21 protein-coding genes and 2 pseudogenes are annotated in these 15,794 nt (G+C 61.1%); 12 read left to right on the plus strand and 11 right to left on the minus strand.

Annotation, left to right across the window (positions count from 1 at the left end; genetic code table 11):
* Positions 1–366: 366 nt before the first annotated feature.
* The 12 genes and pseudogenes from RHM58_RS19745 to RHM58_RS19800 form a co-directional block, all read left to right on the plus strand.
* Positions 367–1,272, plus strand: a pseudogene (locus RHM58_RS19745) (sigma 54-interacting transcriptional regulator); the annotation flags it as partial.
* Positions 1,273–1,335: 63 nt separating this feature from the next.
* Positions 1,336–1,704, plus strand: a complete 369-nt coding sequence (locus tag RHM58_RS19750; RefSeq protein ID WP_416195330.1) for a hypothetical protein — start codon at positions 1,336–1,338, stop codon at positions 1,702–1,704.
* Positions 1,705–1,800: 96 nt separating this feature from the next.
* Positions 1,801–2,709: a hypothetical protein gene (locus RHM58_RS19755; RefSeq protein ID WP_277952926.1), complete on the plus strand. Its 909-nt coding sequence runs from the start codon at positions 1,801–1,803 to the stop codon at positions 2,707–2,709.
* 44 nt (positions 2,710–2,753) lie between these two features.
* Positions 2,754–3,119, plus strand: coding sequence for a type III secretion system inner rod subunit SctI (gene sctI / locus RHM58_RS19760; protein ID WP_201257312.1), 366 nt, complete (start codon positions 2,754–2,756; stop codon positions 3,117–3,119).
* 24 nt (positions 3,120–3,143) lie between these two features.
* Positions 3,144–3,929, plus strand: a complete 786-nt coding sequence (gene sctJ / locus RHM58_RS19765) for a type III secretion system inner membrane ring lipoprotein SctJ (RefSeq protein WP_322270869.1) — start codon at positions 3,144–3,146, stop codon at positions 3,927–3,929.
* Positions 3,926–4,456: a type III secretion protein gene (locus RHM58_RS19770; protein ID WP_201257310.1), complete on the plus strand. Its 531-nt coding sequence runs from the start codon at positions 3,926–3,928 to the stop codon at positions 4,454–4,456. Before sctJ ends, RHM58_RS19770 begins: the two co-directional genes overlap by 4 nt.
* A 22-nt stretch (positions 4,457–4,478) precedes the next feature.
* Entirely contained in the window at positions 4,479–5,054 is a 576-nt protein-coding gene (gene sctL, locus RHM58_RS19775; protein ID WP_201257309.1) for a type III secretion system stator protein SctL, read from the plus strand.
* 97 nt (positions 5,055–5,151) lie between these two features.
* Positions 5,152–5,376 (plus strand): type III secretion protein, encoded by a 225-nt coding sequence (locus tag RHM58_RS19780; RefSeq protein ID WP_201257308.1) that lies wholly within the window; start codon positions 5,152–5,154, stop codon positions 5,374–5,376.
* Entirely contained in the window at positions 5,363–5,794 is a 432-nt protein-coding gene (locus tag RHM58_RS19785) for a type III secretion protein (RefSeq protein ID WP_201257307.1), read from the plus strand. The genes RHM58_RS19780 and RHM58_RS19785 overlap by 14 nt, the downstream gene beginning before the upstream one ends.
* A 1-nt stretch (position 5,795) precedes the next feature.
* A pseudogene (sctC, locus tag RHM58_RS19790) lies at positions 5,796–7,863 on the plus strand (type III secretion system outer membrane ring subunit SctC).
* Positions 7,860–8,069 (plus strand): HrpT family type III secretion system protein, encoded by a 210-nt coding sequence (gene hrpT, locus RHM58_RS19795; RefSeq protein WP_201257305.1) that lies wholly within the window; start codon positions 7,860–7,862, stop codon positions 8,067–8,069. The pseudogene sctC and the gene hrpT overlap by 4 nt, the downstream one beginning before the upstream one ends.
* A 5-nt stretch (positions 8,070–8,074) precedes the next feature.
* Entirely contained in the window at positions 8,075–8,434 is a 360-nt protein-coding gene (locus RHM58_RS19800) for a type III secretion protein HrpV (protein WP_201257304.1), read from the plus strand.
* Here the strand turns inward: RHM58_RS19800 and RHM58_RS19805 are convergent.
* From RHM58_RS19805 to RHM58_RS19855, 11 genes are all read right to left on the minus strand, one after another.
* Positions 8,428–9,444, minus strand: coding sequence for a hypothetical protein (locus RHM58_RS19805; protein WP_322267930.1), 1,017 nt, complete (start codon positions 9,442–9,444; stop codon positions 8,428–8,430). The genes RHM58_RS19800 and RHM58_RS19805 overlap by 7 nt on opposite strands.
* Positions 9,375–9,779, minus strand: a complete 405-nt coding sequence (locus RHM58_RS19810) for a hypothetical protein (RefSeq protein WP_322267931.1) — start codon at positions 9,777–9,779, stop codon at positions 9,375–9,377. The genes RHM58_RS19805 and RHM58_RS19810 overlap by 70 nt, the downstream gene beginning before the upstream one ends.
* Before the next feature lie 145 nt (positions 9,780–9,924).
* Positions 9,925–10,863, minus strand: coding sequence for a type III secretion system chaperone (locus RHM58_RS19815; protein ID WP_322267932.1), 939 nt, complete (start codon positions 10,861–10,863; stop codon positions 9,925–9,927).
* Between the two features lie 75 nt (positions 10,864–10,938).
* Positions 10,939–12,015 carry a type III secretion system export apparatus subunit SctU gene (gene sctU / locus RHM58_RS19820; protein WP_322267933.1) on the minus strand — a complete coding sequence of 359 codons (1,077 nt, stop codon included), beginning with the start codon at positions 12,013–12,015 and terminating at the stop codon, positions 10,939–10,941.
* Entirely contained in the window at positions 12,012–12,806 is a 795-nt protein-coding gene (gene sctT, locus RHM58_RS19825) for a type III secretion system export apparatus subunit SctT (protein ID WP_201257300.1), read from the minus strand. Before sctT ends, sctU begins: the two co-directional genes overlap by 4 nt.
* Entirely contained in the window at positions 12,806–13,072 is a 267-nt protein-coding gene (gene sctS, locus RHM58_RS19830) for a type III secretion system export apparatus subunit SctS (RefSeq protein WP_201257299.1), read from the minus strand. Before sctS ends, sctT begins: the two co-directional genes overlap by 1 nt.
* An 8-nt stretch (positions 13,073–13,080) precedes the next feature.
* Complete coding sequence (gene sctR, locus RHM58_RS19835) at positions 13,081–13,734, minus strand: type III secretion system export apparatus subunit SctR (RefSeq protein WP_201257298.1); 654 nt, start codon at positions 13,732–13,734, stop codon at positions 13,081–13,083.
* Positions 13,731–14,090 carry a FliM/FliN family flagellar motor switch protein gene (locus tag RHM58_RS19840; protein WP_201257297.1) on the minus strand — a complete coding sequence of 120 codons (360 nt, stop codon included), beginning with the start codon at positions 14,088–14,090 and terminating at the stop codon, positions 13,731–13,733. The genes sctR and RHM58_RS19840 overlap by 4 nt, the downstream gene beginning before the upstream one ends.
* Positions 14,080–14,796, minus strand: coding sequence for a type III secretion system protein (locus RHM58_RS19845; protein WP_322267934.1), 717 nt, complete (start codon positions 14,794–14,796; stop codon positions 14,080–14,082). The genes RHM58_RS19840 and RHM58_RS19845 overlap by 11 nt, the downstream gene beginning before the upstream one ends.
* Entirely contained in the window at positions 14,793–15,344 is a 552-nt protein-coding gene (locus RHM58_RS19850) for a type III secretion system HrpP C-terminal domain-containing protein (protein WP_322267935.1), read from the minus strand. The genes RHM58_RS19845 and RHM58_RS19850 overlap by 4 nt, the downstream gene beginning before the upstream one ends.
* Positions 15,345–15,348: 4 nt before the next feature.
* On the minus strand, positions 15,349–15,792 hold the full coding sequence (locus RHM58_RS19855; RefSeq protein WP_322267936.1) for a type III secretion protein: 444 nt from the start codon (positions 15,790–15,792) through the stop codon (positions 15,349–15,351).
* Positions 15,793–15,794 lie beyond the last annotated feature (2 nt).

Below are 15,794 nucleotides of genomic sequence, written 5' to 3' on the forward strand. Positions count from 1 at the left end.
CATTATGGTGCTCGATGACCGGAATAGTACGTCTGCAACCGGTTTCACCAGAGTATCTCTACTTGCCAGTACTGTTTTAACGGTTGTTGGATAATCGCGTTTTATTCAATGGAAGTCGCCAACTTCTGGCGGCGGCCCTGCAGTAACTTGCTGAATTGTTTGCACTCGTCCAATAATTAGAATAATTGCTTTATTTTTTCGCTCGGCAACTTGTGCCGAGGATGAAGTGTCGCCCGTGGAAATAATTGACTGCATGGCAAGGCTGCAGGGGTCATGAGCCCTTATGTCACCAAGTAGTTACAAAGGCAAAGATCAGAGCCTGTGGACGGGGGCATAACTTGAAGTAGACCGATCTGGAGATCGTAGATGAGTGTGTACGATTACTTTGATTGTGAGCTTGACTGCGATAACGACCTCCCTGACATAAAAATCATTGCGCAAAGCACCTCGCCACTGGGCATCGATCTGCTGCTGTCTGGCGAGACCGGAACCGGCAAAGACACCCTGGCGCAACGCATTCACGTGCTGTCGGAGCGCAAGGGCGGCTTTGTGGCGATGAATTGTGCGGCGATTCCCGAGTCCCTGGCCGAAAGTGAGTTGTTCGGTGTGGTCAGTGGCGCGTTCACCGGGGCCAGTCGTTCGCGGATGGGCTACATCGAAGCGGCGCAAGGGGGCACGTTGTATCTGGACGAGATCGACAGCATGCCGCTCAATCTCCAGGCAAAACTGCTGCGGGTGCTGGAGGTCCGGGCTATCGAGCGCCTGGGCTCGACCACGGTCATTCCGCTGGAATTGTGCGTGATCGCCTCGGCCCAGAGGCCTCTGGACGAATTGGTCGAGCTAGGCCTGTTTCGTCGCGACCTGTATTTTCGCCTCAACGTCCTGACCATCCAGTTACCGGCATTGCGCGAGCGTCGGGACCAGATCATTCCGCTGTTTTCCCAGTTCTCCATTGCCGCCGCCCGTGACTTGGGCCGCGGTCATAAAGCCCTCGGCGCGGCGCTGACCCAGGTGCTGCTCAGCCATTCCTGGCCCGGCAACATTCGAGAATTGAAGTCTGCAGCCAAACGTTTCGTGCTGGGCTTTCCGTTGCTCGGCGGCGGTCCCGGTGAAGACCCCGAGAGCCAGACCCTCAAGGCCCAGATGCGGGTCATCGAACGGATCCTGATCCAGGAGGCCCTCAAGCGCCACGGTCAGTCCGTCGATGCGGTGAGCATGGAGTTGGGCGTGCCCCGGCGTACGCTTTATCACCGCATCAAATCGCTGGATATATTCCTGAAACACGAAACACTGGAAAAAAATTGGAACCCAAATCTGCCACGACTCCACTCATGGATATCTCGCACTGATGCGAGTGTTCATTGTGGAGTTAAGACTATGGCTGTTGGTGGAGTAGGTGGTGCAGCAAATACTGTGGTGAATGGTTTCAACTCAGTTAAAGAAACCGCGAACTCGGTTAAAGGCAATGCACAAAATCAGTCGGCCGCAGCCGATATGTCCGGCGGCGGTAAAGCAGCCGACGCACAAATGAAAATGATGCAAATGCAGGACGAACAATCGGCCCGCAATATCACCATGCAAGGCCAGGCGGCCATGCAGACGGAACAGCGCAACACGCTGCAGGCCATCAGTTCTGCCCAGACCGATGCGGCCAACAAGCAAATTTCCAACGTCGCACAAAGTGCCAAAGGTATCAGCTATTAATCATCCCTATGCCCTCTGTTTGTTCAGAGGGCTTTTGATCGTTAGCGAGACTCTTCCATGTTAAATCCTCTATCCGCTGCCAGTGCGCTTCTGAAGATGGGCGACGTCATTCCGGCGTCCGTAACTTCCGTTGCATCCGAATCAACTAATTCAATGAAAGGTGTTATCGACAAGTTAAGCAGTTCGCTGATGTCCGGCGGCCACCTCAATACCGATTCGCCGTTGGGCAAGATGGTTGAACAACAACTTAAAAAAGAGAACCCGTTCATGGCCTTGGCCGGGGGAAAGGGCGGTGAAGAGAGCGCCGTCAAGAAAGCGTTGGGCGATCTGATCAAAGACAAACTGGGCAGCAACTTTGGCGCCTCGGCGGATGCCGGCATTGGTGGCAAAGGCCAGGGAGGGCCGGATTTGATGTCTCAGACCCTGCAAGGTTTGGGCAAGGCGTCCCTGGACAATGCGCTGACTGACAAGGGCGAGGGTTCGACATTCTCCGAGGCCGATAAACCGATCCTGCAACAAGTCGCCAATTTCATGGACCAGAACAAGGCCCAGTTCGGCGCGCCGGATTCCGGGTCCTGGAGCAAGGAACTCGACGAGGGCGGCGGCAAGGACAACTTCCTCGATAAGGGTGAAACCTCGAAATTTCGTGCGGCGCTGGAGCAGATTTCCCAGCAAATGGGTGCAGGTGACGGCGCCAGTGGTGCGCAGGGCTCGCAATCGTCCCAGGGCAATGGCGGTTTGGGCAGTCTGCAACAGGAACCGTCGGCCAACGATTCGTTCTCCTCGGGCAGCAAACCCAACGATCTGTCGCAGTTATTGGGCAGCAGCAACCCGATGGACATCTTCAAGCAAGGTCTGGAAATGGGCCTGGGGATTGCCGGTGGCAAAGACATTCTCCCTCAGCAAAGCAGTCTGAGCCCGCAGATGCAGCAGCACAGCCTGCAAAGTTCGGCCGCCGAAGCGGCGCAAAACATCCACGACGTGATGAGCGCGGGCCTTTCCTGATTCTGCCGTGAACCCATCGAACCCTCGACACCGTCTGCCGGAGCATGCCCGTGAGCCTTTCCCCCATCAATGCACCCAAGGGCGTCCCGGTCGATCACGACCCAGGCCTGGTTTCCGGACCTGCGCAGGCGGATGTCGACTTATTCAATGGCGCGATGCGCACCGACCATGAGCCTTCCGGACATATGGCCGACGGCGTGATGAGTGCGCTGTCCGAGCGTTTTCAGTCTCAGGAGCACCTTTCACAGCAGGCGCTGCGCTCGATGAAAACGGCCGCCGGTTCAGCCGACCCGATGGACATGGTCAAGATGAGCCGCTCGCTGTCCCAGTATTCGCTGCAAATGGCAATCACCACCAAAGTGGTGAGCAAGAGCGCCCAGGCGCTCGATAAATTGACCAACATGCAGTAGGCCCGGCGTGAATTTTTTGCTCCGATCCTGTTGCTGTGCGTGTTGTTGCTCAGCGGTTGCAGCGACGACACGGAACTGTTCGGCGGCCTCTCGGAGCCGGATTCCAACGACGTCATCGCCAAACTCGCCGACCAACACATCGATGCCCGCAAGCAGATGCTAAAGGCCGGCGTGACCATCATCGTCTCCGCCCGCGATATCAATCGCGCGGTGCGAGTGCTTGAAGCCGCTGGCCTGCCGCGGCGTGCTCGCACCAGCCTCGGTGAAATCTTCAAGAAAGAAGGGGTGATTTCCACGCCGCTCGAAGAACGGGCGCGCTACATCTACGCCTTGTCCCAGGAACTGGAATCAACCTTGTCGCAGATCGACGGCGTGATTGTCGCTCGGGTCCACGTGGTGTTGCCGGAACGCATCGCCCCTGGCGAACCGGTGCAACCGGCGTCGGCCGCGGTGTTCATCAAACACACGGCGGCCCTTGATCCGGACAGCGTGCGCGGGCGCATTCAGCAAATGGTTGCGAGCAGCATTCCGGGGATGTCCCAGGAAGCGGCCATTTCGAAAAAATTCGCCATCGTTTTTGTTCCGGCGACCGAGTTTCAGGACAAAGAAAACCTGGTGCGTTTCGGCCCGTTCCTGATCGACAGCCCGGACATCGGCTTCTGGCACGTCATGGCACTAGTGATACCGATCAGCCTATTGCTGCTGTTGGCGGCGATGGCCCTGGCCTTGCGCAGTGACTGGCGGGCGGCGCTGCTGTCACGGCTGTGGCCGGGCCGTCGCAGCGACTCGACGTTGCCGGCGCGTCTATGACCTCGGCCGACTGGGTGAGCTGGTGGTGTTGCACCTGGCACTGGGCTCATCCGGCCTGGCAAGCGCAGATGCTTTCGGATCAGGGATTAGAGGCTGATGCCTGTGCCGCCGTGGCCCGCAGTCGGCAGGCGGATTTGCTCGCCAGCCTCGGCATCATCCCCAGTCAACCGCCGGCACCGGACGCCGATGTGCTGTTGTGGTTGTCGCTGAGTGCGGAACAACGCCAGCAAGCGTTGTGCCTCGCACAATCGATCTGCTGCGCGCCAATACGCGCCGAAACCACGGTTACCGCACGCCACGATCCATGGTGTCGAAGCCTGGCCAAGGCCTTGCGCCCGGGACTTTGGGCTGACCCTCAAGCGACGGACATGCGCCCGCTGCTCGGCGCCTGGCTGGGCCCCGCAGTTTGGTCGCGCTTGCGACTGAGCTGGGCGCCTGGGGATGTCCAGGAGCCCGCGACAGACCTGCCACCGAACAAACTCGACACCCTATGGCGCGCGGTACTGTGGCGAGTCCAGGCACCATGAACACCACCCGAGTACTTCGCTGATGCTGGTTCGACGACGTTTGTCCCTGGGCGCCGAAGCGTTGCTGCGCGAACCGATCCTGCGCCGTGAAGACCTGGCAGACGCGCAGCGGGCCAGTGATTTGTTACTCGCCGCCCAAACCGAGGCCGAGGCGTTGATTGCCGAGGCTCAAGGCCAATGCCAGCGTTCGCTTGATCAAGCGGCCGGTGAGTTCTGGGAGCAAGCCAACCACTTTCTTCAGACCCTGGAAGATCAACGCCTGGCCTTGCAACGCTCGGCGGTCGAGTCGGCCGAAGCCCTGCTCACGCAGGCGCTGACCCAACTGTTCGACGACACCAGCGTGGCTGAGCGCGGCCGGGCGCTGATCAATCATCTGGCGGCGAGCCAGAGTTACGCCTGCACCGCGACCCTCACGTGTCCCCCCGAACTGTTCGCCGATGTTCAGGCCTGGGTCGCCGGCAGTCGCTTCGCCGCACTCTGGCAATTGCGCGAAGACATCTCGATGCCGGCCCAGACCCTGCGCCTGAGCAGCGACGCCGGGGAGTTCGATCTCGATTGGCCGGGGTTGGTCCGCTGTCTGCTGGGGCAGGGCGACTGACCCTGTTGCACCTTCCGTTCGACATCTCATGCAAAAAGTGGAACCCACTGGCGGTTTTGCTCCACTCACTGGCGACCCCCTCCATGGAGCACTCTTCATGATCAGTTTCAAAGCCTTGCAACATCGCCTCGACCATTCGTTCAGCAACAGCCAGACCAGCACCGACGAGGCGGCACTCGACGCCGCCGACAGCGGCTCACCCGAGGACATGATGGCGTTCAGCGACGCGTCGCAAAAAATGGCCACCGCGACTTCGGTCTTGAGCGAAGGCTTGCGCGCCCAGCACGGTTTGACGAAAGCGATCATCGATGGAATTCAATGACTTCGTTGCCGTGGTCACGCAGTGGTGCGAGCAAGGTTCTGGCGCACCGCTGGACTGTTGGATCGACGAGGCCAACGCCCGGCTCGCCCGCTGCGAAGACGGCGTGCGCTGTAGCATCGACGTGCTCGATCCGTATGACGCCGCCGACCCCGATCGATTGACCGCGCTGCTGATCCAGAGCAGCGCCGGTGTGGCCTGCCACTGCGAAGGCGCGTTGGCGATCGATCCCGACAGTCATTGCCTGGTGCTGGTCAGTTGGCAGGCATCGCCCTGTTCCACACCGGGATTGCTGGCACGCCTGGAAAGCCTGGCCAACCAGCGCGCCGCGATGCTCAGCCTGTTACAGACCTCATTGGGTAGCCTGACGAATGCTTCGTTGCCCCGTTCGACCCTCAATACCTGGCAACCAGGAGCGTGAAATGAAGGCCTTTAAGTGGTTGCCTTGGCTATTGATCTGGATGAGTGCTTCGGCATTCGCCGCTGTACCACCCGCCTGGAAACACACGGCGTATGCCTATGACGCCAGTCAGGCGGATCTCGCGACGGCCCTGGCCGACTTTGCCAAGGAGTTTGGCCTGGGCCTGGAAATGGAGCCGGTGGACGGCATTGTCGACGGCCGCATCAAGGCGCAAACCCCCCAGGCGTTTCTTGAGCGGTTGAGCCAGGAGCATCACTTCCAATGGTTCGTCTACAACGAGACGCTGTACATCAGCCCGACCAGCGAGCAGACCTCGGCGCGCATCGAAGTCTCCCCGGATGCGGTGGATGACCTCAAGAGCGCGCTGACCGACGTCGGCTTGCTGGACTCTCGATTTGGTTGGGGCGCCTTGCCTGATGAAGGTGTGGTGTTGGTGCGCGGTCCGGCCAAGTACGTCAATTTTGTGCGTGACTACAGCAAGAAAGTCGACACCCCGGACGAGAAGCAGGACATCGTCGTGCTGCCGCTGAAATACGCCAACGCCGCCGACCGCACCATTCGTTATCGTGATCAGCAACTGACGGTGGCCGGGGTTGCGAGCATTCTCCAGGACTTGCTCGAAACCCGCTCCCGCGGTGATTCGATCAACGGCGTCAATCTGCTCCAGGGCGCGGGGCTGGGCGTCGGTGGCAGTCCTTACGGCGGCGGCTCGACGCTGCTCGGCGGACTCGACACCGACAACCTGCAAAAAGGCCTGGATCAGGTATTGGCCAACACCAGTTCGAAAAAGGCAAAGGCGCGTCTGGCAGCAAGTCGCGGATCCGCGTCAGCGCCGATGTGCGCAACAACGCGGTGCTGATCTATGACCTGCCCAAGCGTAAAGCGCTGTACGAGAAACTGGTCAAACAGCTTGATCAACCGCGCAACCTGATCGAAATCGACGCGGTGATCCTCGACATCAACCGCGAAGATCTGGCCGAACTGTCCAGCAGCTGGAACATCTGGGCCGGCGGCACCAATGTCAGCGCGTCGTTGCTCGATTCCGGTTCCAGCTCGACCTTGTCCGTGGAAAACTCCGGTCGATTTGCCCTGGCCATTCATGCGCTGGAAGGCAAGGGCTCGGCCACAGTGGTGGGCAATCCATCGATCCTGACCCTGGAAAACCAACCGGCGGTGATCGATTTCAGCCGCACCGAATACCTCACCGCTACCGGCGAACGGGTCGCTGATATCCAGCCGATCACCGCCGGCACCAGCCTGCAGGTGATTCCCCGTTCGCTCAATCACGATGGCAAATCCCAGGTGCAGTTGATCCTCGACATCGAGGACGGGCAGATCGACGCCTCGGTGCTCAATCCATCGCAACCGAGTGTGCGCAAAGGCAACGTCAGCACCCAGGCGGTCATCGCTGAGCACGGATCGCTGGTGGTCGGTGGTTTCCATGTGCTGGAGTCCGACGACAAGGTCCGCAAGATTCCCTACCTCAGCGATATCCCGCTGATCGGCAAACTGCTGTTCACTTCCAGCAGCCATCGCACCAATAAACGCGAGCGCTTGTTCATCCTCACGCCAAGGTTAATCGGCGATCAGATCGACCCGTCGCGCTACGTCGAAAATGGCAACCCGGACGACGTGGATGCGGCGTCCAAACGCATCAGCGGCCGACGTGACGGCGCGCAGCCGACGCGCATCGACGTGCAGAAAGCCTTCACCCAATTGCTCGATGGCATCGCCCCGGCCGGGTTCACCAGCAGCGACCAATTGCCGTTCATCCCTAACACCTTGTGCGACGCAAACTCAGGGGTGGCCATCGATGGCGAACGCGCCCAGTGGTACACGCAAAAGCAATGGGGTGTGGCGGTGGTGGTGGCGCGCAACACCACCGACAAACCCCAGCGAATCGATGAAAGCACCTGCGGTGGTCGCTGGGTGCTGGGCGTCAGCGCCTGGCCCAAGGCCTGGCTGCAACCGGGGAAGAAAGCGAAGTGTTCATTGCCGTGCGCCAACCCAAATCACTCACGGCCAACGCCCAGGCGCGCGCCTCGTTACTCAAGGGAACGACACCATGAACAAGGTTTTGTGTGGGGCGTTGCTGGCGTTGTGCGCGATGTTGGATGGCTGCGCGGCATCGCGTTCCGGTTGCTTTGCCGAGGCGTGCGAGCGGCCTGACTCCAATGATCGCGAACTGGTGATCTGGTGGCCGACGGACATGCGCCAGGGCCTCGAAGCCCGCGAGCGGACACTCGACTTCACCGTCGTGCCACTAAGGGATTGAACGCTATGATCCGAGTTTCAGAGAAGGCGGCGTTCTATGCAAAAGTCGCCGCAGAACAGGCCGCAGTTTGGCCGGTCGCCGCGGGCATTTCGTTTGTCAGTCGCCGTGAACATCAGGATTGGGGCATCGCCTTGCACATCGAAAGCCGCTCGTTGCAACCCCAGCAACTGCGCACGGCGTTGGAACGGCGCTTCATGCAATCGCATCTGTTTCCCGATTACTTTCTGTTCCTGGATTCCCAGCGCGACTTCGTGGTCTGGCACGCCACGCCAATGGCCTCGGGCAGCAACGCGTCCCTGGACGACATCCGCCAGCATCAACTGCTGCTGGCGGGACTGGATCACTTGGGCGATTGCGCTCACTGACCTTCCCGAACCACACCGCTGTTTTCTATCTCCATGCGCGTGGCATTCGCTCTGCGATTGATGACCTGACCGGCCTGGGGTTCCAGGCTCGCTCGGGCGGTGCTGGGTTGCGCCGCTGAAGGCGTGCGCGGCGGCGGGTTGTCGATGGCCTTGCGCACACTGCCGTGGGCCTGGAACGTCTGGTTCATGGTGCGATAAGCCAGCCCCATGGCCGCTGCGGTGCCGGCATTGCCGAGGAAACTGCCGAGGGCCGCTGAGGTATTGCCGCGAGTGACCTCGCCCATGGCCATGTTGATCGCACTGGCGAGGCTGGTCCATGCCACGCGCGCCGGGGACTGATCGAGTATCCGCCCATAATCCTTGAGCGGCAGGCTCGCTTCGAACTGCTGGGTGGTGCCTGCCTGGCGGGTGTCGAAATGCTTTTGCAGGTGATTGTCCATGATCGCGATCACGGTGTTGAACGCAGCTCGAGTGCCGGCCAGGGTCTGGATCGACTTCGCCAGCGCGTCGCCGCGGAGTGGCAGGTGGTTCGCCCCGGTCAGCGCCGGGCTCGACAGGGTTTGGCCGGGTGGCAAGGTCTGGGGGCTGACCGAGTCCTGGACGAAACCCATGGTCAGGGTCATCGCGCCGTAGGCCCAGCCGAGCAGGGCCATGTTGTCCTGATTGACGCCGTGGGTTTTGGTGTCGTCGTGTTTGCCGGTCATGCTCAGGCTGGCCTGCATGGCTTCGCGCGATACGGCGTAGATCACGTTGCGTAACTGGGTGGAGAGAATCCGCGCACTCAAGGCGCCGTCGCCGCGAGCTGCGCCCAATGCGCCGAGGCTCAAGTAGATCGCTTCAGCCGCCACCTGATTGCGGGTGACGTTGCGTGAGTCGCGTTTCATTTGCGTGCGCAGGGCGTCTTGTTTGTCGCTCGACAGGCCATTCCATTTCGCTTCGCTCAAGGCAAAGTGACCGCGCACGGCGACGTTCGACTCGGCGCCGAGACGCTCCAGGCGCGGTTGGCGCACGTAGACTTGCGTGGCAATCGATGCCAGGGAAATCGCCGCTTGCAGCGCCAGAGCACCACCAGGATTTTTTTCGCCAGGCCATCGGCCAACGCACTGTAGGCATGCATGAACGCGACTTCGCGCACGTAGGTCGGCAGGCCGCACGTGACCATCTGTTGCAAGGTCTGGCCCGCCGCCGCGAGGGTGGTGCGCCCCGACGGCAGATTCGCGGCGCTGTCACTCCAGGCCTGTATCGCGCCAGTCTTGAGGTGATCGCGAACCGCACCCCCGGCGGTGCTGGCGGTTGCATAGGCCGGCGCAAGGTAACTACGGTGGAACGTTTGGCCCAGGCTCATCGCCGCTTGCGCCGCCCGGGCAGTGAAGCCCGGTGGGGGCGGCGGAGTTTGCCCGCGTTCCAGGTCCGCCGGGGTTCGGCCGGTGCCGAGGGGTGTAGTTCGAGGCGCGTTGGCGGGTGCGGGGCAATGCTTGGCGGTGTGGGTCTTATGTCCATGCCGGATTCCTCTTGGGTAGCGCGGCGGGCAAAGGCGCGACGAAACTGTCGGCCAGTCGGGCAAAATCCAGCAGCCAGTCGGCGAAGGCCTCGCCGTCCAGCCCGGTGCAATCCCAGCGCGCTTGCAGGCAACTGCCCTGCGGTGCGAGGGCAACGGCGCAACCGGTCAGCAGCATCAATTGCAGGTTGGCGCGCAAGGCTTGTTCACGTTGTGCCGCACTGTGCAGCGGCGCCTCGATAATTGTGCTGACCAGCACGTTGCGCTGGTCGCCATCGGCGATCACTTCGAACGACCGACCGCCGACCTGGATCACCCCAACGGTTTGAATCTGTGCCATTGGCGGTGGGTCGATACCCAACTGCTGCAAGGCCTGAATCAACAATGGCCGATGCCAGTGCTGGTCCATTGCCGCTTTGGCCGCTGGCGCCGTAGTGGGGCTCGACGCTGGCGGCGGGCCGGATGGCTGATCGGCGCGAGCGGCGGCTGAACTCAGCGCCGTGGCGCCGGCCACCAGGCTTTCCGCCACGGCAATCATATGGTCGAGTTCGGTGGCCAGCCCTCGGTGATCCGAGTAAGGCTGATACGAGAGGCGATTGACCAGCAAACCCTGACCGCGCTCGTCCAGCGCACTGGTGCAAGCGCTCATGGCGCTGATTGCGCAGTTGGCCCGCAACAGCAATTCGTTCCACTGCGCAGGCGCGAGCGAATCGGGGCGCGGTAGCTGCGCCAACACAATCCATTGCGCGAAGGGCTGGGTTTGCCAAAGGACCAGTTGCAGCGTCAGCCCCGGCAGTTGCAACTCGCCGCTGCGGGCGAAGTCCCGGGCCTGTTGTGGCGCCACGCCAAGCTGTTTTGCGGCGTTGAGTAACCAAGGTGCGGCGGCGTCGGGAATGGGCGTGTCGGGCGGCTGTCGATGGGACGAATTCATGAGCTGCACTGCCGAAAGTTTTGAAGGCCATTGAAGCCTTTTAACGTTGCAGTTTCGTGAACGCGCCGCTCTGAATCAGTGCTCTTCGAGTTGAATGATCTCGTCGGTGATTTCGTCGAGCTGACGGATCACTTGGTAGATATGCGCCACTTCCAGCAGCGTCGGGCGAGGGATGTGACGGCCGGTCCTGACCTTATACAACGTGCGCGCCAGCCACACGCTTTGCACGATTGGAATCTTCGCCCGTTTGGCTCGCTCGATCAGCGCCAGGGCGTCTTCGTCCTCGCCCTTGCAGTGGATCAGCGGCAGCGGCGTCTGGCCCGGCCGGTAATACAACGCCACCGCAAAGTGAGTCGGATTGACCAGCAGCAGGTCGGCATCCTCCACCGGTTTGGCCGGCGTCGTCGGTTCTTCGTTGAGCAGTTCGTGGGCCAGTTGCCGGCGATGACCTTTGACGTGTGGATCGCCCTCGGATTCCTTGTATTCCTTCTTGATGTCCTCGTGGCTCATGCGCATTTTCTTGGCGTGAAAGTATTTCTGCAGGGCGTAGTCGACCAATGCCAATACCAGCAACAAACCGAGGGTGGTGCGCAGGATGCTGCGAAACAGCGTCAGCAGCGCATGCCAATAGGTGGTCAGGTCCGAGTCTGCCAGCAGGATCAATTTGCCCAGCACCGGTTTGATTGACACGTACAGCGTTGCGCCGATGGCGATGGCCTTGAGGATGCTCAACAGCAGGGTGGTCAGGTTCTGCCCGGAAAACATCTGCTTGAGATGGCCGATCGGGTTGAGCTTGCCGAGGTCGATTTTCAATGCCTTGGGCGCGAACAGAAAACCGATCTGAATCCAGCTGCCGGCCAGGCGCATCAGCATGGCCATGCCGACACTCAGCAGGATGAACGTGATCAGGATCCAGGTCGCTTCGCCGATCAGTTCGGTCAGGGTGCTGAGGAAGGGTTCGTTCATGCGCTTCAATGAAAGCGTCAGCAGGTACTCCAGCTTCTCCACACTTTGATCGGCCATGCCCAGGCAAACCTCGCTGACCACCATCAACACCAGCAGTTTGCTCAGGTCCTGGCTTTGCCCAACCTGGCCTTTTTCCCGGGCGTCACGGAGTTTTTTCGGCGTGGCTTTCTCGGTTTTTTCGCTCATGGCACCAGCACCAGATGCCCGAGCAAAAATTTGATATCGAGCAGCTTTTGCAGTTGGCCGTTACCCAGTTCCAGCAGGGTCGGCATGTACACCAGCAAGAACGCCAACCCGGCCATGCTTTTGGCCGGCATCGCCAGCACCGAGACATTCAGTTGCTGGGCGTACAAGCCGACGATGGCGAACGCCGCTTCGATCAACAGCAGCAGGCCGATAAAAGGCGCGGCATACAGCAGCGCGTGTTGCAGGGTCAGGTTTAGTTGACCCAGGAAAATATCCAGGCCTTGGGCGTTCATTCCCGGCAGCCACACGGTGGGTGGCCAGACTTCATAACTGTCCCAAATCACCTGGGTGATCAACGATAAACCGCCGGACAGAATCACCAGCATGATCAGCGTTTCCTGGAACAACTCGCCCAACGGCGTGGCGTCTGGCCCCAGCGACGGGTTCATCTGCCCGCCGCTCAGGGCGCCGCGCTGGCTGTCGAGCAACGCACCGACCGTGGCGAACATCCAGAACGGCGCGTACAGCAGCAACCCCAACAACACCCCCAGCACCGACTCCTTGAGCAGCAGCCCGACGATGGTGTACCAATTGTCGTTTTCCAGGGCCAGAACCCGGCCGATGCTCGGGGCCGGCACCAGTGAGATCGCGCAAGTAACGCCGTAGCGCAACGGCCCTTTGATGTGCTTGAAGCAGAACGCCGGGACCAGAATCAGGCACGGCAAAATCCGCGCGATGGCCAGGCCCATGCCGAGCATCAGCTCGAACAGGTGCTGGGCGTCGAACGGCATCAATGGGCGCCGCCGGAGCGGGCGATCAGGTCGAACGAGAGGTTGATGAACTGGATCAGTTCCACACCGATCCAGCGCCCGGTTGCCGCCAGCGTCAGGCCCACGGCGGCCAGTTTGATGCCGAAGGGCAGGGTCTGGTCCTGGATCTGCATCAGTGCCTGAAACAGCGACGTGAGTACGCCCACCAAAACCGCCACGCCGAGGGTCGGCGCGGTGAGGATCACCACCAGGAACATGCCTTGCTTGAACAGTGCCAATGCTTCCACGGTGGGCCTCACATATAGGAATAAAACAGACTGTCGAGCAGCCGCGACCAGCCCTGTACCAGCACGAACAGCAACAGCTTGAGCGGCAGTGAAATGGTCATCGGTGAAACCATCTGCATGCCCAGCGCCAGCAGCAAATTGGAGACGATCAAGTCGATGACGATGAACGGGATGTAGATCAGAAACCCGATCTGAAACCCGGCCTGCAACTCCGAGAGCACGAACGCCGGGATCGCCAGCAGCAGGTCGTTGCTGCTGGCTTTCTCGGCCATTTCGGCCGGCCACATGCGGTGCGTGTTTTCCAGCAAGTGGGCTTGCACATCGGGGTCGGTGTTGCGGCTCATGAAGCGCTGGATCGGCTCCATCACGGTGTTGGCGCTGACCTGGAGTTTTTCCGTGGTACCAATTTCCAGCGGGTTGTCGTGAACCCGTTGTTGAATCTCATGGGCGACCGGGGCCATGACGAACATCGTTGCGGCCAGGGCGATGCCATACATCGCCATATTCGGCGGTACTTGCTGCACACCGATGGCGTTGCGGGTGATCAGCAGCACCATGGAGATTTTCAGGAACGCCGTGCAGACGATCAAAAACAACGGGACCAATGACAACGCGCCGAGCAGCAGCGCGAGCATGATCGGGTTCATGCCCTCCATGATCATCGGTCGAATACCACGCGGGTAATTTGCAGGCCGAGGCGGCCGTCCACGTCCACCAGCTCACCGTGGGCGACGACCCGCTCGCCATGGCACAGGGTTGCTTCGCCGAGCGTCACACCGGCAACGTCCAGCACCGAACCCGGCGCCAGGCGTTGCAAGGCTTCCAGACTCAGGCTGACGCCGCCACTGCGCACCGTCAGGTCCAGGCTCAGGCCCGTTAGGGCCGAGGAGGGCGGGACAGGATCCTCGGTTATCGATTCGGCCGTCGGTTCCTCTTCAAATGTCTCGGCCAGTTCGGCCTCAGCGATGTCGCCGTCCATGACCGGCGGTGCGTCTTCGTACAGTGCGTCATTGTCCATCGTGAAGGTCCTTTTCGCGGATCAGCCGCATCTGCAAGTTGTCGTCGAGTGCCAGGGCAGCGACGGTCCAGTGTCGGGCGCCCAACTGCAGTTGGCCGTTGCCGTCGCTGTCAAAACACGGCTCGGCGGGCAGTACGACATCGCCCACTCGTAACGAGCCCAATTGGTTAATCGTCAAAGTCAGGCGCCCCAGCACCACCGGGTAATGCAGCGGCCAATCCGCCGGCAATGCCTGTTCGATGGCCTGCCACGGTGCGGCGTCGAATATCCGCAGCAGCGTGTCGGCGGCGATGCTCAATACGCCGTGGGCGGTTTCGCCCGCCAGTTGCACGGTGATGCGGCAATCGAGGCGATCAGGCAGCGGCTCGTCGACGCCTTCGAGGGGTTCGAGCGGTGCGAACAGGCCGGCCAATGTCGGGCTCAGTTGTTGATTCACGTATTGCCAGTACCAGGGCTGCAACGGCCCGGCGCACACCACCGGTGCACTGCCAAACAGGCTCAGCAGCGCATTGGCATTGCTCAGGCGCAACAGGCCGCGGGCGCTGCCAAGGGCAACGGTTGCAGCGCTATCGATGGAAAGCATCGGGCTCAAGGTCAGCCGACCATTGTCGCCTGCGTTGGAAAACTCCAGCCAGCGACCACGCCCCAACAATCGACTCGCGGCGGCGACGCTCGGCGAAACCTGGCGCAGTTTCAGCGACCTCATGCGACACCCATCGACAGCTCGACGTCGTGCCCCAGTGCGTCGGCAAACGCGTCTTCACAGGCTTGATGGCGGGCACTCAAGCGCTCAAGCACATCACTGCGCTCAAAGCCCAGCTCGATGGCCCAACGGCTATCACGCTTGTTCGCCCGGACCTGCACCTTGCCCAGGTTGGGCATCAACAACGTGGCGCTGAAGGGCCGGTCGCCGTGGGACGGCAGTTGCAGCGCCAGTTCGTCGATCAACTGCGTCGGCACACCGTCGGCGGCGGCGAACATATTGAAACCGCCGCCACCCCCGGCACCGGACTGGTCGCCCTTGCCGTTGCCCGATGGCATCAGCAATTGCTCGAAGAACAAGCCGTCTGCATCCAGGTGGCGGGTGCTGTCGCGGCCTTGATTCAGTCGACTGTCAGCAAAACGACTGCGCTCAGGCTCGTTGCGCCGAGGCTGCGAATGGGCGGCCGGCGGATTGTCGGCCTGAGGCTGGATCGCCGCCGGCGCCGGTTTCTGTGGCGGGCGCGGGGCAGGGTGCTTGATCGGTGCGTTCAACAGCTCATTCCTCATTCAGGTTCTCGCTCATGCAGGCGAGTTTTTCCACGGCCCGCTGCCGGGCCTTGGCCTCCAACTGCGCTTGCTCGATCCGTTGCCGTTGCAGCTTGATGGCTTGACGCAACTGGCTGGCGTTCTGGCGGATGTAGGCGAGGCGATCGAGCATGCGGCGCTCCTTGTCGTGCCAGCGATCGACGTCGCTCAGTTCCATGGTTATTTCCAGGTGTGTGGCGGACAACTGTTGGCGCCGGACCTTCTGGTTGTCCCGTTCCTGAACCCAGGATTGTTCGGTTTGCAGCAGTTGTTGCTGCATGGCCGTCAACTCGTCCTGCAACTGACGCTGGGCACGCTCGGCCCGGGCCTGACGGTGTTGACGAAGGGGCGTCAATACCTTGATCAGTTGCTCCATGGCCACGCGGTCCGGGTCGGCTTCGAGGTCGTCGTCCATGT

It is taken from the genome of Pseudomonas sp. 10S4, from assembly GCF_034344865.1.
In the GTDB taxonomy this organism is placed as follows: Bacteria; Pseudomonadota; Gammaproteobacteria; order Pseudomonadales; family Pseudomonadaceae; genus Aquipseudomonas.